Annotated in this window: 21 protein-coding genes; 6 read left to right on the top strand and 15 right to left on the bottom strand. The window is 61.9% G+C overall.

Annotated elements, in window-relative coordinates:
- Nucleotides 1-102 precede the first annotated feature (102 nt).
- From VNX23_RS26745 to VNX23_RS26735, 3 genes are read right to left on the bottom strand one after another with little or no spacing between them, the layout of a single operon-like run.
- On the bottom strand, nucleotides 103-1,110 hold the full coding sequence (locus VNX23_RS26745; RefSeq protein ID WP_325634576.1) for an amino acid ABC transporter substrate-binding protein: 1,008 nt from the start codon (nucleotides 1,108-1,110) through the stop codon (nucleotides 103-105).
- A gap of 23 nt (nucleotides 1,111-1,133) precedes the next feature.
- Nucleotides 1,134-2,483, bottom strand: a complete 1,350-nt coding sequence (locus VNX23_RS26740) for an aspartate aminotransferase family protein (RefSeq protein ID WP_325634575.1) — start codon at nucleotides 2,481-2,483, stop codon at nucleotides 1,134-1,136.
- A 2-nt stretch (nucleotides 2,484-2,485) separates the two neighbouring features.
- Nucleotides 2,486-3,367 (bottom strand): MurR/RpiR family transcriptional regulator, encoded by an 882-nt coding sequence (locus VNX23_RS26735; protein WP_325634574.1) that lies wholly within the window; start codon nucleotides 3,365-3,367, stop codon nucleotides 2,486-2,488.
- A gap of 106 nt (nucleotides 3,368-3,473) precedes the next feature.
- On the opposite strand from VNX23_RS26735, the gene VNX23_RS26730 reads away from it, so the two are divergent.
- The 3 genes from VNX23_RS26730 to VNX23_RS26720 all read left to right on the top strand — a co-directional run bounded on the left by VNX23_RS26730 (nucleotide 3,474) and on the right by VNX23_RS26720 (nucleotide 6,729).
- On the top strand, nucleotides 3,474-4,658 hold the full coding sequence (locus tag VNX23_RS26730) for an ABC transporter permease subunit (protein WP_325634573.1): 1,185 nt from the start codon (nucleotides 3,474-3,476) through the stop codon (nucleotides 4,656-4,658).
- 4 nt (nucleotides 4,659-4,662) lie between these two features.
- Complete coding sequence (locus VNX23_RS26725) at nucleotides 4,663-5,778, top strand: amino acid ABC transporter permease (protein WP_325634572.1); 1,116 nt, start codon at nucleotides 4,663-4,665, stop codon at nucleotides 5,776-5,778.
- A gap of 72 nt (nucleotides 5,779-5,850) precedes the next feature.
- Nucleotides 5,851-6,729: a transporter substrate-binding domain-containing protein gene (locus VNX23_RS26720; RefSeq protein ID WP_325634571.1), complete on the top strand. Its 879-nt coding sequence runs from the start codon at nucleotides 5,851-5,853 to the stop codon at nucleotides 6,727-6,729.
- Nucleotides 6,730-6,746: 17 nt separating this feature from the next.
- On the opposite strand, the gene VNX23_RS26715 is transcribed toward VNX23_RS26720, so the two are convergent.
- From VNX23_RS26715 to VNX23_RS26690, 6 genes are all read right to left on the bottom strand, one after another.
- Entirely contained in the window at nucleotides 6,747-7,415 is a 669-nt protein-coding gene (locus VNX23_RS26715) for an amino acid ABC transporter permease (protein ID WP_325634570.1), read from the bottom strand.
- Nucleotides 7,416-7,562: 147 nt separating this feature from the next.
- Entirely contained in the window at nucleotides 7,563-8,819 is a 1,257-nt protein-coding gene (locus VNX23_RS26710) for an FAD-dependent oxidoreductase (RefSeq protein WP_325634569.1), read from the bottom strand.
- 19 nt (nucleotides 8,820-8,838) lie between these two features.
- Complete coding sequence (locus VNX23_RS26705) at nucleotides 8,839-9,597, bottom strand: SDR family oxidoreductase (protein WP_325634568.1); 759 nt, start codon at nucleotides 9,595-9,597, stop codon at nucleotides 8,839-8,841.
- A 150-nt stretch (nucleotides 9,598-9,747) separates the two neighbouring features.
- The gene (locus tag VNX23_RS26700; RefSeq protein WP_325634567.1) at nucleotides 9,748-10,626 is read right to left on the bottom strand and encodes a DMT family transporter; all 879 of its coding nucleotides are present in this window, start codon (nucleotides 10,624-10,626) and stop codon (nucleotides 9,748-9,750) included.
- A 58-nt stretch (nucleotides 10,627-10,684) separates the two neighbouring features.
- Nucleotides 10,685-10,957 (bottom strand): hypothetical protein, encoded by a 273-nt coding sequence (locus VNX23_RS26695; RefSeq protein ID WP_325634566.1) that lies wholly within the window; start codon nucleotides 10,955-10,957, stop codon nucleotides 10,685-10,687.
- Nucleotides 10,950-11,489, bottom strand: coding sequence for a DUF417 family protein (locus tag VNX23_RS26690; protein WP_325634565.1), 540 nt, complete (start codon nucleotides 11,487-11,489; stop codon nucleotides 10,950-10,952). The genes VNX23_RS26695 and VNX23_RS26690 overlap by 8 nt, the downstream gene beginning before the upstream one ends.
- An 89-nt stretch (nucleotides 11,490-11,578) precedes the next feature.
- Between VNX23_RS26690 and VNX23_RS26685 the strand changes: the two genes are divergently transcribed.
- Entirely contained in the window at nucleotides 11,579-12,100 is a 522-nt protein-coding gene (locus VNX23_RS26685) for a MarR family winged helix-turn-helix transcriptional regulator (protein WP_325634564.1), read from the top strand.
- Nucleotides 12,101-12,226: 126 nt separating this feature from the next.
- Here the strand turns inward: VNX23_RS26685 and VNX23_RS26680 are convergent, their stop codons facing one another.
- The 5 genes from VNX23_RS26680 to VNX23_RS26660 all read right to left on the bottom strand — a co-directional run bounded on the left by VNX23_RS26680 (nucleotide 12,227) and on the right by VNX23_RS26660 (nucleotide 17,322).
- Nucleotides 12,227-12,442: a hypothetical protein gene (locus VNX23_RS26680; protein ID WP_325634563.1), complete on the bottom strand. Its 216-nt coding sequence runs from the start codon at nucleotides 12,440-12,442 to the stop codon at nucleotides 12,227-12,229.
- Nucleotides 12,443-12,631: 189 nt separating this feature from the next.
- Nucleotides 12,632-13,204 carry a TetR/AcrR family transcriptional regulator gene (locus tag VNX23_RS26675; RefSeq protein WP_325634562.1) on the bottom strand — a complete coding sequence of 191 codons (573 nt, stop codon included), beginning with the start codon at nucleotides 13,202-13,204 and terminating at the stop codon, nucleotides 12,632-12,634.
- A gap of 194 nt (nucleotides 13,205-13,398) precedes the next feature.
- Nucleotides 13,399-14,784, bottom strand: a complete 1,386-nt coding sequence (locus VNX23_RS26670) for a tetratricopeptide repeat protein (RefSeq protein WP_325634561.1) — start codon at nucleotides 14,782-14,784, stop codon at nucleotides 13,399-13,401.
- A 361-nt stretch (nucleotides 14,785-15,145) separates the two neighbouring features.
- Nucleotides 15,146-15,613, bottom strand: coding sequence for a hypothetical protein (locus tag VNX23_RS26665; RefSeq protein WP_325634560.1), 468 nt, complete (start codon nucleotides 15,611-15,613; stop codon nucleotides 15,146-15,148).
- 521 nt (nucleotides 15,614-16,134) lie between these two features.
- Nucleotides 16,135-17,322, bottom strand: a complete 1,188-nt coding sequence (locus VNX23_RS26660; RefSeq protein ID WP_325634559.1) for a hypothetical protein — start codon at nucleotides 17,320-17,322, stop codon at nucleotides 16,135-16,137.
- A 524-nt stretch (nucleotides 17,323-17,846) separates the two neighbouring features.
- Between VNX23_RS26660 and araD the strand changes: the two genes are divergently transcribed.
- Nucleotides 17,847-19,589: an L-arabinonate dehydratase gene (gene araD, locus VNX23_RS26655; RefSeq protein ID WP_325634558.1), complete on the top strand. Its 1,743-nt coding sequence runs from the start codon at nucleotides 17,847-17,849 to the stop codon at nucleotides 19,587-19,589.
- A gap of 116 nt (nucleotides 19,590-19,705) precedes the next feature.
- Nucleotides 19,706-20,425: a ribonuclease activity regulator RraA gene (locus VNX23_RS26650; RefSeq protein ID WP_325634557.1), complete on the top strand. Its 720-nt coding sequence runs from the start codon at nucleotides 19,706-19,708 to the stop codon at nucleotides 20,423-20,425.
- Between the two features lie 135 nt (nucleotides 20,426-20,560).
- Here VNX23_RS26650 and VNX23_RS26645 read toward each other — a convergent pair whose 3' ends face one another.
- Nucleotides 20,561-22,666, bottom strand: a complete 2,106-nt coding sequence (locus VNX23_RS26645) for a S9 family peptidase (protein WP_325634556.1) — start codon at nucleotides 22,664-22,666, stop codon at nucleotides 20,561-20,563.
- Nucleotides 22,667-22,689: the final 23 nt, after the last annotated feature.

Here is a 22,689-nt window from a genome sequence, read left to right as displayed (position 1 = left end):
CACGATCGAATGTTTTAAGGCATGAACCAGGGTGATGCGCATGAGGTCGGGTCGCTCTTTCCGCTCCCTCTCCCCGCAAGCGGGGAGAGGTGAACGAGTGTTCTACTTGAACGGGATGGCGTACATCAAGCCGCCCTTGGTCCAGGACGCGTTGAGGCCGCGTTCGAGTTTGAGCGGGCTCGCCTGACCGACATTGCGCTCAAAGATCTCGCCGTAATTGCCGGTCGCCTTGAGCGCCTGCTGCATCCACTTGTTGTCGAGGCCGAGACGCGAGCCGAGATCGCCGGATACACCGAGCAGACGCTGCACGGTGGGCGCGGAGGACTTTGCCATCTCGTCGACATTGGCCTGGGTGACGCCGAGCTCTTCCGCCTCGACCAGGCCGTAATGCAGCCAGGTGATGATGTCGCTCCAGACCTCATCGCCGTTGCGCGTGAACGGACCGAGCGGCTCCTTGCTGATGGTGGTCGGGAGCACGAGATAGTCGGCCGGATTTGGTGCCGCGGTCGCAACCGCGCCGGCGAGCGCGGAAGCGTCCTGGGTCATGACATCGCATCGGCCGCCAAAGAAAGTCTGGTACATGGTGTCGACGCGGTCGAACACCAGCGGCTTCCAGTCGATGTTGTTGGCGCGGCCGTAGTCGCCGAGCGTCACTTCATGGGTGGTGCCTTGCGCGACACACACCGTGGCGCCGTTCAGCCCCTTGAGGTCTTTGACGCCGGCGTCATGCCTGACCACAAAACCCTGGCCGTCATAAAAATTGACCGGACCCTGGCGCAGCCCGAGCGTCACGCCGCGCAGAAAGGTCTGGGTGGAGTTGCGGTAGAGCACGTCGATCTCGCCCGACTGGAGCGCGGTGAAGCGGTTTTGCGCGGTTAGCGCGACATAGCGGACCTTGCCTGGGTCGCCGAGCACGCCGGCGGCCAATGCGCGGCAATAGTCGACATCGAGGCCCTTGTAATTGCCCTGGGAGTCGGGTGCGGAGAAACCGGCAAAACCGGCACTGACGCCGCACACCAGCGTGCCGCGCTGCTTGACCGTATCGAGGGTTGCAGCCTGCGCGGTGGAAACGAGCGCGACAAGCAAGGCTGTAACTGCGATCCTCTTCATCTCTTCCTCCCTGTACTGATGTTTTATTGATTAATGCTTTTCAGGGCGCCGTCCACGGCGGCGCCCAGGCGCTCGACAATCGTGTCGAGGTGATCCCTGGTGGCGATGTAGGGCGGCGCAAGCAGCACGTGGTCGCCGCTGCGGCCATCTACCGTGCCACCGGCCGGGTAACAGGCAAGACCGCCTTCGAACGCCGCGGCCTTTATTTTGTGGTTGAGCTTGAGGGCGGGATCGAAGGGTTTTCGCGTTGCACGATCCTCGACCAGTTCGATCGCCTGGAACAGACCGCGCCCTCTGATGTCGCCGACGTGACGGTGGTTGCCAAACCGCTCGGTGAGCCGTCGCTCGAGATGCCGGCCCAGTTCCTTGACGTGGTCGAGCAGCGTCTCTTCGCCGATTACGCGCTGCACTTCCAGCGCCGCCGCGCAGGCCATCGGGTGGGCGAGATAGGTATGTCCGTGCTGAAAGGCGCCGGAACCTCGCCGGATGGTCTCGATGATTTTTCCGCTCGCGAGCATCGCGCCGATCGGCTGGTACCCGCCGCCCAGCCCTTTTGCGATCGCCTGGATATCGGGGGAGATGCCTTCCTGCTCCCACGCATGCGTGGTCCCGGTGCGCCCCATGCCGCACATCACCTCGTCCAGAATGAGCAGAGCACCATGCCGGTTGCAGATCTCGCGCACGCGGCGGAAATAACCTTCAGGCGCCGTCACGGCTCCGGCAGTGGCGCCTACCACCGGCTCGGCGATGAAGGCGGCTACCTTCTCGGGGCCCAGCCGCTGGAATTCGGCTTCGAGCTCGGTCGCAAGGCGGGCGACAAAGTCAGATTCAGATTCGTCGTCGCGCTTTTCGTGATAGGCGAAGGCCGGCGTCACATGGCTGAAGGCCGAGGACAGCAGCGGTGCATAGGGCGCGCGGCGCCAGGCGTTGCCGCCCGCCGCGAGAGCCCCGAGCGTATTGCCGTGATAGCTCTGGCGGCGCGCGATGAAATGTTGCCGCTGCGGCTCGCCGCGCTCGACGAAATATTGCCGCGCCAGCTTGATGGTGGCTTCGATCGCCTCCGATCCGCCGCTGACGAAATAGGCATAAGCCAGTCCTCCCGGTTCGTGGCCGACGAGATGATCCGCCAGCGCCTCGGCGGGTTCTGAAGAAAAGAATGCTGTATGGGCATAGGCGATTTTCGACGCCTGTTTGGCCATCGCCGCAAGAACGCGCGGATGCTGATGTCCGAGGCAGGAGACCGCCGCTCCGCCCGAAGCGTCGAGAACTCGGCGGCCATCCTCGGCAATCAGCCACACGCCTTCGCCGCCGATGACCTTGGGCGGGGTTTCGCGCAGGCTACGATGCAGCACGCGGCTGTTGCGGACGGCCATGATCACAAACCTTTTTCTGTCACATATTGGGAAGTCGCCGCGAGGCGGGCTTCGGTCTCTTCGAGACGCTTTTTCGCGACCGCGCCGCCCATCAGGAACGCCGCAGCCGCGAGCGATTGCGCGATCGCAACCGCGCCGGTCAGACTCGGAAAGAAGCCCGGCGAGGCCGCGGACTCGAACAAGAGCAGATGGTCGGCGCCTTCGGCGACCGGTGCCGTTATCGTATCCGCGATCGCGATCAGCCGCGCGCTGGCCCGCCGCGCCTCGCGTGCCGACAGCACGCTGGCGCGCGAATAGGGCGCAAAGCCGATCACTACGACGGCGTCGTTCGTCCGGAAGGCTCCGAGATCGAGATCCTCGGGTCCGGAACCGCCGACCAGTTGCACTTCGTCCGGGCGAAATAGGCGAAGCTCGTAGTTGAGCAGTTCGGCGACCCCGCGACAGCTGCGAAAGCCTGCGATCCAGATCCGCCGCGCAGCGTGCAGCGTCCTGGCCGAGGCCGTTATCGAATTGGATGAGATGCGCCTCAGTCCGAGCGCTTCGGCCTCGAGCTTTTCCGAGACAAGCAACACGTCGGAATCGGGACCGCGGCGCCGGTTCCTGGCGCGGAGCGAGAACGGCGAGGATGAGGATTGCGGCGGCCGGCGCGCTTCGGTGAGCGCGGCGCGCAATTCTTCCCAGCCCGAATAGCCGAGCGCCTTGGCGAGCCTCGTGAAGGAAGCGGGATCGGCACCGGCAACCGAAGCCAGTTCCCGCATCGAGCGCGTCGTCGCGTCATAATCGTTGGCGGCCACAAAACGTCCGACTTCCCGCAGTCGCAGCGGCAGCGAGGGCAGGGCACTGCGCAGTTCGCTCAAGGGTGAGGCTCTGGACGGCTCGGGCATGAAACAAATGTTGCATATTTTCGGTTTTGGTGCAACATATGAAACGCGCTTCGACGATCGCCAGGACTGGCGGACAAGGAGTCTGCCGTACAAGGACTGATGTGCTGTGACGACATCCACATCGAAGCCCCGCCCCCGCAAGCAGCTGCGCTTCTCGCTGCGCGATGAGAAGATCAAGGGTTTGATCTGGCAGGTTGTCGTCGTCGGCATCACGGTCGCGGTCGTCGCCTGGCTGTGGTCGAACACCAGTCACAATCTCGCGGTGCGGCGGATCTCCACCGGCTTTGCCTTCCTCGGCCGCGAGGCGGGAATGCCGATCGTCGACACCTGGCTGCCCTACAGTCCCAAGGACACTTATTTCTGGGCCTTCATCGTCGGAATCGTCAACACGCTGCGCGTCGCCGTCATCGGCATCGTGCTCGCAACCGTGCTCGGCACCATCGTCGGCATCGCGCGGCTGTCTTCCAACTGGCTGTTGTCCCGTGTTGCCGCGGTCTATGTCGAAGTGCTGCGCGACATTCCGCTGCTGCTGCAGCTTCTGTTCTGGTACGTGCTGATGCAGGGACTGCCAGGCGCCCGCGCCGCGTGGAATCCGCTCGACGGCGTGTTCCTTTCAAACCGCGGCCTGGTTCTGCCCTCGATCCCACTCGGAACAGGGCAATTGTGGGTGCTGTTGACGCTCCTTCTCGCGTTGATCGCATTTTACCTGTTGTGGCGGCACCTGATCGCGCAGCAGATGCAGGACGGACGCGTCCGGCGTGCCTGGCCCTATGCGCTGGCGCTTTTGATGATTCCCGTGGCCGTGTCGTGGTCGCTCGGCGTTTCCTGGGCCGTGACGATGCCCGAGCTGCGCGGCTTCAATTTCGTCGGCGGATGGACGCTGTCGCCGGAATATTTTTCGCTGCTGATCGCGCTCGTGACCTACACCTCGGCGTTTATCGCCGAGATCGTGCGCAGCGGTATTCAGGCGGTTTCCAGGGGACAGTGGGACGCCGCGCTGGCGCTGGGCCTGCGCCGGAGTTTTGTGCTGCGGCAGATCGTCCTGCCTCAGGCGCTTCGCGTCATCATTCCGCCGATGACCAGCCAATATCTCAACCTGACCAAGAACTCTTCGCTCGCCGTTGCGATCGGCTACCAGGATATCGTCTCGATCGCCAACACGACGCTGAACCAGACCGGCCAGGCCATCGACGCCATTGCGCTGATCATGCTGGTGTTCCTGACCATCAGCCTGAGCATCAGCCTGTTCATGAACTGGTACAACGCACACATCGCGCTGGTGGAGCGCTGAACTCATGACGTCGGCGGCGGACATACAGGGCTCACGCGCGCTTCTCTCGCACTCCGGCCGCGGCGTCTTCGCCCGCGCGCTGCGCTGGCTGCGTGCCAATCTGTTCTCCTCGATCTTCTCATCGATCATGACTCTGGTTTTGGTCTTCCTGCTGGCGAAGGCGCTGTTCAGCCTCGCGCAATGGGGGATCTGGGACGCGATCTGGAGCGTGCCGGGCAACAACACCAGCGCATGCCGCGCGCTTCGTGGCGTCGGCGCCTGCTGGGCCGTCATCCCCGAAAAAATCCGTTTCATCCTGTTCGGCAGCTACACCTATAACCAGCAGTGGCGGCCGGCGGCCGCAACCCTGATTTTCATCGGACTATTCTATTTGTCGAGCCGGCGAAGCTGGTGGCGGCGCGAGCTGGTGTTGGTCTGGGTGGCGGCGCTCGCGCTGATCAGCGTGTTGATGTGGGGCGGCATCTTTGGCCTGAGCTTCGTTCCGCAGGATCGTTGGGGCGGTTTGCCGGTGACCCTGATCCTGGCGACCTTCGGGCTCGCCTTCGGCTTTCCGCTTGGAATCCTCGTGGCACTCGGCCGCCGCTCGAAATTGCCGGCGATACGCTCGCTCTGTGTCCTCTATGTCGAACTGATCCGCGGCGTGCCACTGATCAGCCTTCTGTTCATGGCGAGCGTGATGTTCCCGCTGTTCATGCCCGAAGGCTTCAATATCGACAAGCTGCTGCGGGCCCAGATCGCGTTCATACTCTATGCCGGCGCCTACCTTGCCGAAGTGATACGCGGCGGCCTGCAGGCTATCCCCGTGGGGCAGCAGGAGGCAGCCGATGCGCTTGGACTTTCCTATTGGCAGAAGAACCGCCTCGTCATCCTGCCGCAGGCAATCCGCCATGTGATCCCGCCGCTGGTGAACACGTTCATCGCCTTTTTCAAGGACACCAGCCTCGTGCTCATCATCGGCATCTTCGACCTGCTGACGACGGCCAAGACCGCGATCATCGATCCGGCCTGGCAGGCGTTCAGTGTCGAGGTCTATATCTTCGTGGCGTTAATCTACTTCGCCTTCTGCTTTGCGATGTCACGCTATAGCCGGCAGCTTGAAGCAACGTCGCCGTCGAAGTGACGCACTTGGCTCACTATTGCCGCATAACAAAGTGCGAGCTAGGCTCTGTCCGAATGGATGCAGGAGGGACGCTTGACCACATCGGACGACAGCAAGGTTTCTGAAGATCGCCGCGAAGCGCTGCGTTACGCACTTGCGATTGGCAGCGGCGCGGCCGTCGCCTCGGCGCTGGCGGGCCCGGCTTCGGCGCAAGGCGCCTCGGACAACACGCTCGACCGCATCCGTGCCACCAAGGTGCTGCGCATCGCGGTGCTGCCGGGAGAGTTGCCCTATTTCAACAAGGACCTCGCTACAGGGACCTGGTCGGGCTTCTCCATCGAGATGGCCAACGACATCGCAAAGCTTCTCGACGTCAAGCTCGAATACACCGAATCGACCTACGGAAACTCGATCCTCGACCTGCAGTCGAACAAGATCGATCTCGGCTTTGCCCTCAACCCGACCCCGCAGCGGGCGCTGGTCGTCGATTTCACCAATCTCGTGTTTCCGCATCCGTTCGGCGCCATGCTCAGGAAAGGACTGGAGGCCAAAACCTGGTCTGACATCAACAAGCCCGAAGTCCGAATTGCGGTCGACGTCGGCTCGGCCAACGAGGCGGTGGCGCGGCGTTTTGCGCCGAACGCGACGATCAAGTCGCTCAAATCGCGCGACGAGGTCATGCTGGAGATGTCCTCGGCGCGGGTCGATTGCGTCGTCAACGCGCTGGTGCTCGGTCTGACTGCGATCGCCAAGAACACGAATCTGGGCACCTACAAGATCCTGCAGTCGCCTTCGGTCGCCATTCCTTCCAGCATGGCGGTCCGGCGCGAGCCGGACAAGCATTGGCGCGATTTCCTCTCGGTGTGGGTCGATTACAACCGCGGCATCGGGCAAATGCGCGAATGGTTCGTCAAGGGCCTGACGTTGAGTGGGGTGAAGCCGGAGGACGTTCCGGTCGAACTCAATATCTGAAAAAGCTTTCGAGCACCTCACGCCTTGTCGTAGGTCATGCCGCGCTCGAGCCTGCGCGCCACGAGCGTGGCCGGGAACAGGATCGCGAAGTAGATCAGCGCCACGATGGTATAGACCTCCAGCGGTCGATAGGTTTCGGCATTGATCAGGGTTGCGTTGTAGACGAGGTCGGGAACGGCGATGACGGACACCAGCGACGTATTCTTCAATTGCGTCACCGACTGGTTGACGTAGGGCGCCATCATCGGTTTGAGCGCCTGCGGCAGAATCACGAGCCGCAGCACGCGCCAGGGCGACAATCCCAGCGCTCGCGCCGCGTCCCACTGGCCGCGGTGCACGCTTTCGATGCTGCCGCGAACGATCTCGGCGTAAAATGCTCCGCCATAGAGCGACAGCACGGTGACGGCGGCGACATGCGCCGGGATATTCACACCGATGACGACCGGAAATGCGTAATAGAACCAGATGATCTGGACCAATAGCGGCGTGCAGCGGAACAGCTCGATATAGGCGATCAGGAACCAGTCGATGACTGGCAAGCGAGCGACGCGCAGGATGCCGACAAGGAGGCCAAGCAAGGTTCCCAGGACAATGGTGCCGATCGTGTAGGCGATGGTCCAGCCGAGCCCAAGCCAGAACAGGTGGCTGTATTTTCCAAGGATCGCAAAATCCCAGACGTAATTCATGAGCCCACCCGTTTCACTTGCGCCCGCGTGTGCGATTGGGCGGTCATTAGAGCATGATCCGGAAAAGTGGAAACCGGTTTTCCGAAAAGATCATGCTCAATAATAGAGAGGAGATCATGATGCGATTCCGTTCAATCGCATCATGATCTAGAGATAGCGACGCGGCGAAAAGGCGGTCACGTCGAAAGCAGGCCTTCCACCAGCGATCATCGATGCAATCGCCGCTCCGGTCGCGGGCCCGGTGGTGAAGCCGATGTGCTGATTGCCGAAAGCAAGCCACAGGCCGGGATGGACTGGCGCAGGCCCGATCACGGGTAGACTGTCGGGCAATGTTGGCCGCGATCCGCGCCAGGGTTCGCCGACCGCCTCGCCGAATTCGACCACGCCGTGCGCGAGCGGCACCACCGCTTCAAGCTGGGCGAAGGACGAGGGCGCATCGCGGTCGGTCAACTCGACGCCTGTCGTGACGCGGATACCTTGCTCCATCGGTGTCATCAGAAAGCTGCCCTCGGCGTCATGGATCGGACGCCGCAATGGGCGTGCCGGATTCGGCTTGAATTCCCGATGATAGCCGCGTTCGAACGCCAGCGGCACGCGGTAGCCGAGCGGTCGGAGCAGGTCGGCCGACCACGGCCCCAGCGCGACCACGACATGGCGCGCCGTCATCGTGCCGTCTGAAAGCGTCACGCGCCAGCGATCGCCCTCGGGCGTGATCGATTTGATTTCCGAGCGGTGGATTTCACCGCCGGCGTCCGCAAACATCCGCGCATAGGCCTTGACCACGGCGCCGGGCGAATCGACCGAGGCGGTCTGCGTGTGCAGGAGCCCGACCCTGTAGACGGGCATGATGTCGGGCTCCAGCGCCGAAATCGCCCGGCGATCGAGCAACTCGCTCTCGATGCCATACTCGGCGAGAAAAGCCTGTTCCTGCTTCGCCGCTTCGACGGCGTCGCTGCGCCAGACTTTCAACCAGCCGGTCTCGCGGATGCGGTGCGCGGCATGCGCTTTCACGATCCACTCGCGATGCAATTCTAGCGACGCGCGGATCAGCCCGTGCAGGGCGGATGCGCGCGGTCTGGTTCGCGACGTTCGCGCGTTGGCGAGAAAACGAGCGACCCAGCCGATGTTGCGGAGGGTCCAGGACGGATCCCAACGCAGCGCAGCATGGCGGTTGGCGAGGTAATGCGGCAGCGCGTTCCACAGCGACGGTTTGTTGAGCGGCAGGATCGAGCCACTGCTGAGAACCCCGGCATTGCCGTAGGAAGTTTCACTGCCCGGCTCGCGCCGGTCGACGAGGACGACGGAGAGGCCCTGCTGCCGCGCGGCGATACTGGCCGAAACGCCGACGATGCCGGCGCCCAGCACAATGACATCCTTGGTCCCGCCCGCAAAATTCTCCGGCATCATTCCCCTTCCAGTTCGTCTACATCAATGCCAAACCGCCATCGACCGGCAGCGATGCGCCCGTCACGTGTCCGGCCTGCGGCGACAACAGAAAGACGATCATCGCGGCCACCTCGTCGGGTTCGGCCAATCGCGCCAGCGGATTGGCGGTGGCGACCGCTTGCCAGGCTCGCGCGTCCAATGCACCCATCAGGCCCGCATCCTTGCGGGTATAGCCAGGTATGACAATGTTGGCCGTTGCGCCCGAGCTTGCGAGCTCGATCGCAAGACACTTGACCAGCACCTCGAGCGCGGCCTTGGCCGCCCCGGACCCCGGATAGATTGCTTCCCGAGTGAAGCGATGCGCCGCAAAGCTCGAGACGGCGACCACGCGCCCCTTCGATCCGCGCATCAAATCCGGCAGAGCCGAGCCTGCCAATTCGTGAAACGCGCTCGCCATGACGGCGAACGACCGTTCGAGGTCTTGCCGCGGCAGATTCGCGAAGCTTCGACGATCGGCAAAGCCCGCGGCATGCACGATGGCGTCGATGCACCCGAACGCTTCGCGCGTGCCGTGGACAAGCTCGATTGCCGTTCCGGCGATCGCCAGATCGCCGCTCCGCCAGGCGACGTCAGCGCCGGCACGCTCGCACTCGGCGGCAACCGTTTTCAATCGCGCCAACCCCGCGGCATCGGCACCTTGTCCGTGCAGCATCAGGCACTCATCCGGACCTGCGAGCCGGCGCGCCACCGCAGCGCCGATCCCGGACCCGCTGCCGGTGATGATTGAAACGCGCATGAATTGTCGTTCCCGAATGCCCCGATCGGCAGCCGACTATAGGTGCGGCATTCGGGAATGCCAATCTTCGCAGCGCCGCCGGGCGTGGTCGTTCCCAACACCGCGGCGGAGGCACAAGCAATCCGGCAATTTAACCGTCGAGGTCTTGTGCTAGCGCGGCGCCGGCTTGGTCGTCAACGAGAGAGCTGCGACCGATGAGAGTACCAGCAAAGCCCCAAGCCATTGCAGTGAGCTCAGGGTTTCGCCGAGAACGCCAGACGCGATGGCTGCGGTCATCAGCGGGACGAGCGGCAGCAACAGCGCCGCAAAGCCGGCACTCGCCCGCTCCAGGACAAGGCCATAAAGAAAAAACGGAATTGCGTTCAGCAACAAACCCGACCCCGCGATCAGCGTAGCATCGATCACGCCGAGTTCCGACGGCTGCGGCTTTTGCATCGCCCACCAGACGATGAGAACGGCCAACCATCCGATAGTTTGGCTGGCCCGCGTCAGGCGGAGCGCATCAACGTCCGCCGACATCCGGCGAACGATAACGCTGTAAAGTGCGGCAAACAGTGCGGCCGAGACGATCAAGGAGACGGCAAATCCCTCGCCAGAGGTCACCGCGATCTCCGGCCGCCATGTCAGGATTAAAACTCCGGCGAATGCGAGTAGCCCCAAGGCTGCCAACAACCCGGTCGGGCGTTCGCCGAGCAAAGGCCAGGCGAGAAGCAGAATCAGCGGCGTTTCGATCGCAAAGATCATGGCCTCCAGAGTGACAGGAAGCTGCGCGAGTCCGATGATGGACAAGCCGTAGGCGAGCCCCGGTTGAAAAATCCCGGGAAGCCCGATGCGCCATTCGTCTAGCCGGATTTTAGATTTTCTTGCCAGCGATATTGTCCACAGGCCGACCACACTGGCGGTGAGTTGCCCACTGAGTACGGTCAGGGGATCGGCCTGCGAGAGCAAGGCTTTGGTCAAGACGCTCCCACATGCCCAACTCAGGCAGGCGAGCACGCCATACAGTAGGGGCGTCGCGCCGAAAGTCATTGTCCGCACCTGGCACAGCGGCTTCGTCCTGGGTCAGCAAGTGCAACCGCCCGCCTACTCATCGTTCGCCAAATTCCACGTCGGCGATCGCAGCGCCGGGCAACTCCTTGTCTAGGCTTTGGCGAAACGCCACGCAGCCGCGCAGGAATTTTGGCCATGGCGGTACCGCGACGTCTGCGGCCACTGGTTCGGGCAGCAAGGCCCATAATTGCGGATGAAACCAGCACAGGTCGTGGCCCGAACTGTCGCGGTTTTTGCGAATACCCGCCCGGAGCCGCTTGACCATTTCGATCAGAGCCTCGCGGCTCATTTCGTTCAGATCGTCATCCATGTTCGGCTCCAACCGGCTGATCCGAGTTTCTGTGTTTCCTTTCGCGCGCTATCGCGTTCAGCTCCCGGCGAAGTGCGACGGAGGCGGCTGTTCGGCGACGCGCAGCCGCGAAGGCTTCCGCCGAGGTCCACAATGCTGCACCGAACAGGGTTAGATCCTTGACCAGGAAGCCGGCATCGTGCGAAGCGGGATCAGGACCTGGCGTCGTGGCCAGGAAACTCAATATGACGAGCAGAACGGCCGAAGCCGCCAGACTTCCATAGGCCGACCAAAGCGGCCTGACATGCCGAACCGCAATTAGGGTGCCGAGCGCGATTTCAATCGCGCCGACCAGACTCGACCCGCCTCGCTGGCCCAGCAGGGGGCTGACCCAGAACAGCACCGGGCTGTGCGCCATCAGCGGTGCAACTCCCGCCGCTTCGTCGGGCGTGAACGTGTAAAGACCAAAGCCAATGAAAAACAGCACCAGGCTCCAGCGCATGACGCCGCTGCCCAGACGAGCGATGCAGGTTTCCAGACCCAGATTGATCACCAGCGCCTCCAATAATTGCGTGTTGCACGCACATATATTCCGTAATATACGAATGCTGCCAATCAAGATCGCGAGAGGAGTGAGACGGCATGTCGAAGCTGCGGACTGCAAATCTGTTGGGTGCACTCGCGGGCGAAATCGCGGACAGGATCGAGCGAGAGGGCAAGCTTCACCCGAATGAAACGAGTTCCGCCACTGCCGCGCTGAACGTGATCGGGTTCTACGAGGGCTGCTCCAACGGGGCGCTCAGCCGAGCACTCGGTCTGTCACATACCGCGACGGTGCGCCTGGTCGACAAGCTCGAGCTTTCCGGCCTCGTGCGGAGCGAGAGGGGAGCAGACAAACGTGCGGTGGCGCTGCGGCTTACCCGTCACGGGCGCGAACGTGCCCGCGCAGTGATCCACGACCGCTGTTTGCGGCTTGGCGACTTGATCGAAGTCCTGACACCGCGGCAACGACGCCAACTCGACGACATCGCCGAAGCGCTGCTCAAATCGATGGTCAAGGCTGCGCAAGATGCGGACCACATTTGCCGGCTATGCGATGGCGCCGCCTGCCCAACTCGGCAATGTCCGGTTCACCAGAAGGCGGTGGCGCTGGAAACCGCTTGAACGAGGACGCAGGCTTGGCCTCGGGCCCACCAAAAAAATCGGCCACCGGGCGCAGCGAGCGCCGAGTGGCCGCGAAGTCTGGGAGGAGTACCGGCGCTAGAGGAGGCCGGCGCATAGAAGTGGGCGTTAGTTGGCCTGATGCTTGCGGACGTGGGCATAAGCGCTCCGCAGTTTCGTGCGCTCCTGCTCGGTGAGCTGGATGTTGTCCTGCTTCGGGGAATCCAAGCGAAGCAAGCCAGCGGGAACTCCCTGGGCGTGGGCAGGCGCGACCGGCGCCGCCGAAGAGACTGCCAGGAGAGCGGCTGAGGCAAAAAGGACCTTGAGAAGGCTGAGTTTCAACATGGTGGTGTCTCCCTCTAAGTTGACGCGCCGCTCAGGTCTTGACGGAAGGAAGTATGATAATACGGCTAGCCGGGCTTAAGGTGACCAGTCAGCTTCGAATTACCGCGCGCTATTCCCGCATTTCCCTCGCAACGCAATGCAGGCAATATGACCGGTCAGCTTAAATTGTCAACGAGAGTAAGATCACGTTTATTTCAACAGCAGCTTGAAGGAGGTGTTGAAGAAGTCGTCAATCGGGCTGCGATCGCGGCTGATCTTGAGCCGGATGGCGGCACCCTCCCAGGCGTTTACCAAAAAACGCGCGAGCTGAGCGGGATCGTGACGGGGATCGATGTCGCCAGCAACCTGCGCCTCGCGCAGGACTTCCTCGACGGCGCCGCACCAGGCGTCGAACACCGATCGGAGTTCCTCCCGCATACGCGGATATTCCTGGGACATTTCGCTGGCAAAAAGCCCGAGCATGCAGCCCCTTTCGAAGCCAAACTCCGCCAGCCGTCCGGACAGGAACGCGAAATGATTTTTCAGACGCTCAAGCGGAGGGATGCCTTCCTGGAACAGCAAATCGATTCTGGCACTCTGGATGTAGCGCCGCAGAGCGTCGATCGCGAGTTCTTCCTTGTTTTCGAAATGATTGAAAAAGGATCCCTTGGGAACGCCGGCAGCTTCCGTGATGTCCTGGATTGAACATCCCCGAAAGCCGAAGGTATGGAGGGTTCCAACCGCACTGCTCGCCAGTTTTTCGCGCAAGCTAGGCCTGGCCATTGAGCACCTCCCGAGGAAAAACCTTCTTCAAAACGTGACAGATATAAGACCGACCGACTTAAATCAATGCTAATCGCCCAAAATCTGACCAGTCAGTTTGTAAATCAGCCATGCCGGTATTTTTTTACCCTTAAGATATCGGATTGATGGGATCGGAAGGCAGACGGCCACCAGAATCTGTCATCAAACGCGTCTTACGCGGTCCGACGACCGCTGGCGCGTAAGCCCGCTTTGTTCATCCGCCTGCCGGCAGGGTCGTGCGGTGGCATCATGATCAGACTGTTGCGATCGTGGCCGACCATCAGGTCCAGATGCTCGCCGGCGGTAACGAAAATCGGCTGCGGAAAACTGTGCAGCACCTGCAACCAGCCCCCGTCGGAAGTCTCATCCGGGTGATTTGAAAACGTGACGCCGTCCGCGAGGTCGATATTCATCCACTGCACGACGCCAGCCGCCACGCCGTCCCTCTCCACAACCACCGGGCACGAACGTATGTCGGGCGGATGTTGTTTCGCGGAGAGATCGATCCGGAGAAGCTCGATATCTTTCGAAAGCCTGCGCCATGACGTCATGCTTCCGTGCACCGGCAGGCGCTGCGCCGCCAGCGGGCCGAACAGGGAGAGATCGAAGCCTGACACGTCCGCGACGAAGGCGTATTTGAAAAGAGCATCGCTCTCCACCAGGCACCCGACGGCCGTCGCGGCGCGCGGAATGATGACCGCGTCGGGACGCAGCAGCCGCGCATGGACATCTTCAAATGTGCTCAGGACGTCTTCGGCCAAAAGGTCGCTCGACAATATTTCTGAAATCAGGATATCGGCACGCGCGTCCATATCGGTGCCGACAACGACCTGCCTGGAATCCTTGTTGATGATCCTTATCTGCCGCTCATAGCCGTTGGTCGCGATGATCTGTTCGGCGGTCTCGGCGATGAGAAGGGCTTTTTCGCAAGTGACAATATTCCGTGCGCCCGCCCGCGCGGCCATCATCGATAACAGGCCGCTGCCGGTGCCAATGTCGAGAATGCGCGCATCCGCTCCTTGTGTTTCCACGGCTTGTCGAATCGCACGTTCAAAAGCGTGGTTCCTTCGCTCATCGTTGAGCATCGGGATATGCCAGAACGGCACCATCGCCGATATCAGCCGCCGGATCTGGTGGCGGACGAAAACATCATCTGGATGCAACTCCAGTAGCCGGCGGAATTCGCTCAAGGCCTCGTGCCGGCGTCCGGAATCGGCAAGCGCGGCAGCGAGATTCTTCCGCACTGGCTCGCTCTCCGGCGCGATCGATCTGGCGATCGCAAGACAACGAGCCGCATCATCGGCACGACCCAGACGATGAAGCAACACGCCCTTTTCGATCAGCGCTTCGAGGTGGTCCGGAACGAGCACGAGCATTGCGTCCAGATGCCCGATCGCCGCTTCCAGATTTCCCAGTTGCGCCACGACCCTGGCCAGCAGCAGCAGAATGTCGGCCTTGCGATAGCCGTGCTCCAGGAGCCGAAGATATTCCCCTTCGGCCCTGGCAAGATCTCCGCTGGAATGATGGGAGGTCGCGCTCCTGAGGAGCTCAAGCAGCAATCGAGAAGGCTCTTTGCCCTGGCCGGCCGGCATGATTTTCCGCGTTCACCTTCAACGGATGTGGAGATGAGAAACATCCGGAGAAGCATCTGTTGCAGAAACGGATAGGCGTGGCGGCATTCAAAAGTTACCGCCACTGTGGCAAAAAGTGTGACGTCACAAAAATCGCAATCCGCCGCGTTTGAGGCGAGTGCGCAGCCCCATGCAGAATCAATATTGAATCATAGCCCGGCTGCGGCCGACGATCACTGAAAAAAGCTGCGGCAGGGGGTGATCGCCGTCCGCAAAGCTCTTGCGAATCCATGCCGCACAGACCGAATCCATCAAACCGGGATGATATCGGCTCCCCTCTGGCTGGCTCTCATTTCGCTTGCGCCTTGTCGTGATTGGCAACGCCGATCTGCTTGTAGTCGTAGGTCGGATAGAACTCGGTGCGGTAGGCGCCCCAGGCCGTGGTTTCGAAGATGCGGTTGACTTCGCGAAGCCGGCTTGCGGCAAGCCGCAGCGTCACCACCTGGCCGACGCCCATCATCACATACCAGCTGACGACTTCGACGCCCGCAGGCGGAAAGGCCTTGTAAAAGCCCTGCTTTTCGAGCTGCGCGTTGAGTTCGCTTAAGGGGCGCGACTGGTCGTGCTTGAGGAATATCGTGAGCAGAATGGCGTTGTCCGCCGTCGGCGCCGCGTTTTCGCTTCCCGTCGGCGACGGTGAAGCGGTCTGCGCAAAGCCGCGTGAATCCAGGCTCAAAACCGCGGCGATCGCCGCCGCCATCAACAACGATCTGATCATCCATAGATCGACCTTCAATGACCGCCTCGCTCGCCTCATCGTTATCTCCTCTTCTCTCGCGTTGGATCAGTACCCGCTCGGATCGCGATCGCCGCAAACCGCAAGCGCGAATCAAACCTGATATCCTCGTGATGTATTCGCCCGGGATATCATCCTTGCCGGTGTAGTCGGACATCAAGGCGGTTGCAACGAGGTCGAGCACCGCGCAAATTGCAATGTAAATCGCAATCGCGCCCGCCGAGTGATCGGCGCCATACAGCCATTCGCGATCAATGGCTCGCGGCTTTGATCGAAGGCGGTAACGGATGTTGTTGAATGTGAAGCAGGTCACACCGGCTCGCCATCTTTGGCGCTATGGCTGGCATGGCGGGGCCTTTCAGGGCGAGGATGGAACGATGAATACCCGGCGTATGGCGAATTGGTGGTTCAGGCTTGTCCTCTCGGGGCGGTTCTTCGAGAAATTCTTCAATCTGCGTCGTGCAAGCCGCTCGTAACCCGCCGCGCTGCCCGCGCTTGACGATTTCAGGACTTCACACTTGCACGGCGATGATGCCGCCGCTTCAGGCCCGGGATCTCTCCGGCCCACCGATCAGATTCCTGCAAAACGAGAATCCGTCGCTGACTACGTCGCGGCCCTTCCACGCCCAATAGGTCATGCGAGCCGAAAGCGACTGATGACTGCGCAGGCTGCGAGATCCCAGGATATGGCCGACATTATCGGGAAACCGGCTGACCTCGCTTTCCACCAGTGCCGCGATCGAAGCCATCAACTCGTCGAGCCGGCGACCCCAGTCGGACTGTGCGAACTGATCGATGCGGACCTGCAGGGCGTATTCGGTGTCGTAGATGCCGACCAGAGTTTCCCTTGCCACCAGGATGCGCTCATTCTTGAGGGCAAAACGTAAGAGCGCACGCTTGTCTTCGAGCCGGTCCAGCACCATCGAGACCGCGATCGCATAGGGCGCGGCAGCGACGTCGGAGGCGTTCTTGCTCGCTGCGGCCTTGGTGGCGAGGCGAATAAGCTGCCAGGGCGTCTTGAGTCGGCCAGCCACCAATGTCAATGCGAACGGCACCTGTTCGGCATTTTGTTTGGCGAATGCGTCGAGCAACGCCGTTACCTTGGCGAACTGGGCACCGTCGAATTTGGAGATCTTGGCCGGCAAGGCCTCGTTGAACTTTCCGAGTGCGTCGCGCGCGCGGAGCACGCCCAGCATTTTAGTCAGGTCCTCGAACACCGACTGGGAGGCCGTGTAGGCCGCCAACCGGCCGCGGATCTGGGTGGCGCTGTCTGGGGAGCCAAGGATGTTTTCCAGACTTTTCACGACCTTGGTCTGAAACGCGGAAGCCGCTCGCCGGGCTTCGCCCTGCCTGTCGGCGGTGATCAGCTCGGTTGCCAGCTTGACATAGTCGCGCGCCATCGTCGGCAACAAATCCCGGCCGATCCACTCCCAGATCGCCGCCAGCGAACCGCGCTGTATCGCGCCCGTATTGGCGTGCTCCGGAGCGCCATCGACCAGCAGCGGTTCCAATGGAGCAAAGAAATAGCGGCCCGGTGGACTGCGATGCTTCAGATTTTGTCCATTTTGTCCATTGGCTCGAAACTCGGCCCGCAGAACCTCCATGATCGACGCCGCACCCGGAATTTCCGCGCCGCAGAGTTCCAGTCGCTCCAGCTCGGTCAACAGATTGCCGCGCGCCGCGGGGGTCAATCGCTGCAAATATTCCTGGAGCTTGTCGGTTTGGGTCATCGCAGCATGAGAACGAACAACGGATACAGGCGCCGATTGGCCGCATCGATAAAAGCAGGACGCCGTAAATTAAGTCGTAAAAATTGCCGTAAGATGGCACCGGCAGAGATGGCCGAGTTCGGCTCGGCGGTCGGAAAATCGAGCGCAGCAGCGGCCAAACCCCGCCATTTCGCTCAAACTGTGAGGTTTTCTTCGCGCGCCGCCGCTCGCGCAGAGGTAGTGAAGAGTTAACCATCAACGCGACTCGTATGATGGAGGACATCGATCGCTTGCAGGAATGCAAGCGCTCGCGCGGCGGTTGAAGCCGCGCTTTCATCGCGGCGATGATTTTTGCTTTTCTCCGCGGCAAGCTTTTGGTTCATGAGCGCCATCCGCGCGAACCGCAACCGGCTTTTCCCAAGGCCTTCCGAGCAGTCGATGCGAGCACGCGAGCCGCCGCAAAAATGCATCACCCGATCGCAGCGAGGCCTTGCTCGGCATGGATGGCGTATGGGATGAGTCAAGCTCTTGGAACAGGTGGCACCATGACCGAAAACAAGAAGAAAACCCCGGAAACACTGCGCAGCGCGCGGTGGTTTGCGCCTGACGATCTGCGTGCCTTCGGCCATCGCTCCCGCGCCATGCAGATGGGCTATGCGCCGGAGGAGTGGAAGGGGCGCCCGGTGATCGCGATTCTCAACACCTGGTCGGACGCGCAACCCTGCCACATGCATTTCAAGAGCCGCGTGGATGACGTCAAGCGCGGCGTTCTGATGGCTGGCGGCTTCCCGATGGAGTTGCCGGCACTGTCGCTGTCGGAATCGTTTCTGAAGCCGACCACCATGCTCTACCGCAATTTGCTGGCGATGGATGCCGAGGAATTGCTGCGCGGCCACCCCGTGGATGGCGTCGTGCTGATGGGCGGCTGCGACAAGACCACGCCGGCGCTGCTGCTCGGTGCCACCAGTGCAAATCTGCCGGCGATCTACCTGCCTGCGGGGCCGATGCTGCGCGGAAACTGGAAGGGCAAGACACTGGGCTCGGGTTCGGATGCCTGGAAATATTGGGACGAGCGGCGCGCAGGCAAGATTTCAGACAAGGACTGGGTCGACGTCGAGGCCGGCATCGCCCGCAGTTACGGCACCTGCATGACGATGGGCACGGCCTCCACCATGACCGCGATCGCCGAATCCATCGGCATGACGCTGCCCGGCGCTTCCTCGATTCCGGCGGCGGATGCAGGTCACATCCGAATGGCTTCCGAGTGCGGCCGCCGCATCGTCGAGATGGTCTGGGAAGATCTGAGCCCTCGAAAGATCCAGACCCGCAAGGCCTTTGAGAACGCGATCACGGTCGCGATGGCGATGGGTTGCTCCACCAACGCGATCATTCACCTGATTGCCCAGGCGCGCCGCGCCGGACAGGATATCTCCCTTGATGATTTCGAAAAAGCGAGCCGCAAGGTGCCGGTCATCGCCAACGTGCGGCCGAGCGGCGACAAATATCTGATGGAGGATTTTTACTACGCTGGTGGACTGCCGGGCCTGATGGGCCGGATCAGAAATCACCTCTACCTCGATTGCATGACCGTCACCGGCCGCACGCTCGGCGAAAATATCGAAGGCGCCGAAGTCTACAATGACGACGTCATTCGCACGGTCGAGAATCCGATCTATGCCGAAGGCGCGCTCGCCGTGCTGAAGGGCAATCTCGCGCCCGATGGCTGCGTGATCAAGCCGAGCGCCTGCGAGCCGCGCTTTCTGAGGCATACCGGACCGGCACTGGTGTTCGACGATTATCCCTCGATGAAAAAGGCGATCGACGATCCCGACCTCGATGTCACGGCCGATCACGTGCTGATCCTGCGCAATGCGGGCCCGCAGGGCGGACCGGGAATGCCGGAATGGGGCATGCTGCCGATCCCGACCAGGCTCGTGAAGCAGGGTGTTCGCGACATGGTGCGGCTGTCGGATGCGCGCATGAGCGGCACCAGCTACGGCGCGTGCATCCTGCACGTGTCGCCGGAATCCTATATCGGCGGTCCGCTGGCGCTGGTGCAGAATGGCGACAGGATCACGCTCGACGTCGCGGCGCGCACCATCAATCTCGATGTGGGCGAGGCAGAACTCGCCCGGCGCCGTGCCGCATGGAAGCAGCCCGAAACGCGGTTCGAGCGCGGCTATGGCTGGATGTTCACTCACCACATCAAGCAGGCCAACGAGGGCTGCGACTTCGATTTTCTCGAAACCTCCTTCGGAGCGCCGGTCGACGAGCCGTCGATTTTTTGACAGTCGTTCCGGGGCGATGCAAAGCATCGAACTATGATGTGCAATTGCACATCAGAGAATCTCGAGGTTCCGGGCTTGCGCTGCGCGCACCCCGGAACGACAACGAGGATGAAGGAATGTCAAAGCTCAGCGAGGCGACCCGCAACAAGCTCAAAACCGTCTCCACCGCAACGGTGGCCACGGCCCTGTTCAAGCGCGGTTTTCGAATCCAGATGATCCAGGATGTGTATCCCTTGAGTCCGGATCAGCCGGTTCTGGTCGGCGAGGCCTTCACCTTGCGCTACATGCCGGCGCGCGAGGACCTCAACAAGATCGAGGTATTTCGCGATCGCGGCCATCCGCAGCGCAAGGCGGTGGAAGACTGCCCGACCGGCGCGGTGCTGGTGATGGACAGCCGCAAGGATGCGCGCGCGGCGTCGGCCGGCGCGATACTCGTCACGCGGCTGATGCAGCGCGGCGTTGCCGGCGTGGTCACCGACGGCGGTTTCCGCGATTCGGCCGAAATCGCAAAGCTTGGTTTTCCCGCCTATCATCACCGGCCAAGCGCGCCGACCAATCTCACGCTGCACCAGGCGATCGAGATCAATGTGCCGATCGGCTGTGGCGACGCGCCGGTGTTCCCCGGCGATGTCATCCTCGGCGATGCCGACGGCGTGATCGTGATCCCTGGGCATCTCGCCGACGAGATTGCGGACGAAGCCGTTGAGATGACAGCCTTTGAGGATTTCGTCACCGACCAGGTCCGCAAAGGTCGATCCATCCTGGGGCTTTACCCCGCAACCGACGAGCAGACGCTGGTCGATTTCGCCGCCTGGCGGAAGGAGAAGGGGCGGTGATCTTCTGCTCACTCCCCCCCTGCGGGGGAGGGTCGGGGAGGGGGGTAGCCAGGAGCCGGAGCAAGAAAATCCCCCACCCCCAACCCCGCCCCGCGAGGGGGAGGGGAGCTATCTGCGGCAATCGTCGCCATTACTTCACACCTCGCCCCGTTCCGCCAAGCCCACCGCCCAGAGCGCAAAGGCGTAGACGATCGCCACTTCGTCGAGCCGGTTGAAGCGGCCCGATGCGCCGCCATGGCCTGCGCCCATGTTGGTGCGCAACAGCACGGGACCGCCGCCTGTCATGGTCGCGCGCAGCCGAGCAATCCATTTCGCCGGTTCCCAATAGGTGACGCGCGGATCGGTGAGGCCGGCCATCGCGAGAATCGCCGGATATTCCTTCGGTTCTATGTTGTCGTAGGGCGAATAGGACAGGATGGTCCGAAACGCGGTGTCGCTTTCGATCGGGTTACCCCATTCCGGCCATTCCGGCGGCGTCAGCGGCAGCGAATCGTCCAGCATGGTGTTGAGCACGTCCACGAACGGCACCTCGGCGACGATGCCGGCGAACAATTCGCCGGCGCGATTGGCGGTCGCGCCCATCAACATGCCCCCTGCGCTCGCACCATGGCCGACGATACGCCTGGCGCTGGTATATTTCTCCGCAATCAGCGCCTGCGCGCTCGCTGCGAAATCCGCAAAGCTGTTGGTTTTCTTCTCGCGCTTGCCGTCGAGATACCAGTTCCAGCCCTTGTCGGCGCCGCCCCTGATATGCGCGATGGCATAGACAAAGCCCCGCTTCACCAGCGATAGCCGATTGGAAGAAAACGCCGCGGGCATCGCCATGCCGTAGGAGCCATAGCCATACAACAACAACGGCGCGGTCCCGTCGCGCCTGAGATCTTTGGCGTGCAGGATCGAAACCGGCACCTTTGCACCGTCATACGATGTCGCCATGATGCGCGTGGTGACGTAATCGGCGGGATCGTGGCCGCAGGGGATTTCCTGGCGTTTGCGCAAGATGCGCGTGCGGCGCGCCATGTCGTAGTCGTAGACTTCCGAAGGTGTCGTCATCGACGAATAGGAGAAGCGCAGACTGGTCGTTTCGAATTCATAGCCGCCCATGGTGTCGAGCGAATACGCCGCCTCGTCGAAGGCAATCGCGTGTTCCTCGCCGCTTGCAAGGTCGCGGATGACGATGGCCGGCAATGCATTGGCGCGCTCCAGCCGTACCATGTGGCCGGAATAGAGTTCGAGATCGATGACGTAGATGCCTTCGCGGGACGGAATCAGATCGCGCCAGTTCGCGCGCTCCGGCGAGTTCAGCGGCGCGGTGACGATCTTGAAGTCGATCGCCTTGTCGGCATTGGTCAGGATGAACAGCTCATTGCCGCGATCGGCGATCGAATATTGCACGCCCTTCTCGCGGGCCGCGACCAGGCGCGGCGTCGCATCGGGATTGACGAGATCCACCAGGCGGTGCTCGGAGATTTCGTGATCGCCGCCCGCAATCACGCAAAACCGGCCGCTTGAGCTTTCGTGGATGTGCGTGAACCAGCCCGGGTCCTGTTCCTCGTAAATCAGCAAATCCTCCGCCTGTTTTGTCCCGAGACGGTGGCGCCACACCTGCATTGGACGGTGGTTGTCGTCGAGCTTGACGTAAAGGAACGCGCTTGCGTCCGCGCTCCATACCACCGCGCCGTCGGTTTCCTCGACGACATCGTCGAGGTCCTTGCCCGTCGCCCAGTCGCGCACGCGGACAGTGAAATATTCCGAACCCTTGACGTCGGCGCTCCACGCCTGACGGCGGTGATCGGGCGAATGCCGGGCGCCGCCGAATTTGAAATAGTCATGGTTTGCGGCAAGCGCGTCGCCGTCGAGGATGATTTCGATCTGGCCGCCATCGCGCGGGCAACGCCCATACATTTCGTGCTGACCGCCTTCGCGGAACTTTCGCATGTAGGCATAGGGGCCGTCGGGCGACGGGACGCTGGAGTCATCCTCCTTGATGCGCCCGCGCATTTCCTTCACCAACGTCTTCTGCAAGGTCGAAGTGTGGCCGAGCAGGCTTTCAGTGTAGTCGTTTTCAGCTTCGAGATATTTGCGGATCTCGGCGCTCAGGATCGAGGGATCGCGCAGCACTTCCTGCCAGTTCTCATCCTTCAGCCACGCGTAGTCATCGACGATGGTGATGCCATGGGTCGTGAACGCATGCGGATGGCGCGGCGCGGCCGGCGGGGTTACGGGGCTTCTCTTGTCCATCGATTTTTTACTCGGTTCCTGTC

This window comes from Bradyrhizobium sp. (assembly GCF_035570375.1).
Classification (GTDB): domain Bacteria; phylum Pseudomonadota; class Alphaproteobacteria; order Rhizobiales; family Xanthobacteraceae; genus Bradyrhizobium.
This window is presented reverse-complemented; position numbering and strand designations above follow the sequence as displayed.